This is a genomic window from Shewanella sp. CAL98-MNA-CIBAN-0140, from assembly GCF_040309905.1.
In the GTDB taxonomy this organism is placed as follows: domain Bacteria; phylum Pseudomonadota; class Gammaproteobacteria; order Enterobacterales; family Shewanellaceae; genus Shewanella; species Shewanella psychromarinicola.
Window position 1 is genome coordinate 1 of the sequence record NZ_JBEOPI010000088.1, and the last position, 1105, is coordinate 1105.

The 1105-nt window shown below is 41.0% G+C and carries 1 protein-coding gene; it reads right to left on the reverse strand.

Annotation, left to right across the window (positions count from 1 at the left end; all coding sequences use genetic code 11):
* Positions 1–15: 15 nt before the first annotated feature.
* Positions 16–1047, reverse strand: a complete 1032-nt coding sequence (locus AAEY93_RS20250; RefSeq protein WP_351079420.1) for an IS630 family transposase — start codon at positions 1045–1047, stop codon at positions 16–18.
* Positions 1048–1105 lie beyond the last annotated feature (58 nt).

Sequence of the window (1105 nt, forward strand, 5' to 3'; positions counted from 1 at the left end):
TATACTCAAGTGAATTCAAACTGCAGGTTTTAATTTCTGAAAGTTATCATTAATTGTATCACCGAGTGTATCGGCAATATCGGGGAGGGTGATGCTAAAAAAGTCAGTGATTTTTCGTCGGAATTCTTTTGTCGTTGCGAAGTATTGCCCATTCCTCGCATGTTTATTCATCACCTTCCACAATCGTTCTATTGGGTTTAAATTTGGACTATAAGGCGGCAGGTAATGCAATGTTATATTCAGATTTTTAGCCTCTTTAACCACTAAGGCATTTCGATGGTATCCAGCGCCATCAAGCACCAAATGGATAACACCACTTGTTGAGTAACGCGCTCTAATTTGGTTTAAAAAATCGATGATGGATACACCGTTAACCGTTTTGCTATATTGCTCAATGACCGCTTCTGTTAAGTGACCAAGTCGGATTGCACCAACCACGTTAATACGGGTTCGGCTTCCCGTCGTTTCTATCGGTTTATCAACGCCTTTTTTTATCCAGCCAGCGGTGATTTTTGTGGCTTGGGTCGGATGAACCGCATCCATAAATAATAACGGTTCATCAGGGGTTAACGAGGATTTTAGTTGCTCATAATATTCAATGAAAGCCGTTTGTTTGTCTTCATCAAATTTGTGAGGAACCCCTTTAGGGTTTTTATAGCTGAACTGATGTTTATGCAGCCATTTATTGAGGCCTGACACTGTGTACTTAATCTGAAATTGTTCTGAGATATAAGCGACTATTTGATGGCTATGCAAGTAGGTCACCTCACACAGGTGTGCAATCAATAGTTCAGTTTGCTCTTGACTCAGATAGCTTAAAGAGCCGCCACTATTACACGTGAGTTTTTGGTCGTGAGCATAGGCATCAATGTATCGAACTACGGTCGTTTCGTGAATACGTAACGCTTGGGCAATCATTGGCGTTGGCCAATTTTCATCGCGTAGTAAAATGGCTTTAATGCGATCACACTCACGCCTATCACTCGAGCTTTTATGTCGAGTTTCCAATGCTACTTTTTGTTCTGGCGAGAGTGTAATTTGTTTCATGGGGCTATGATGATCCCATTTGGGACAAAATCAAGCATTTTCAATGATCACGGGTATA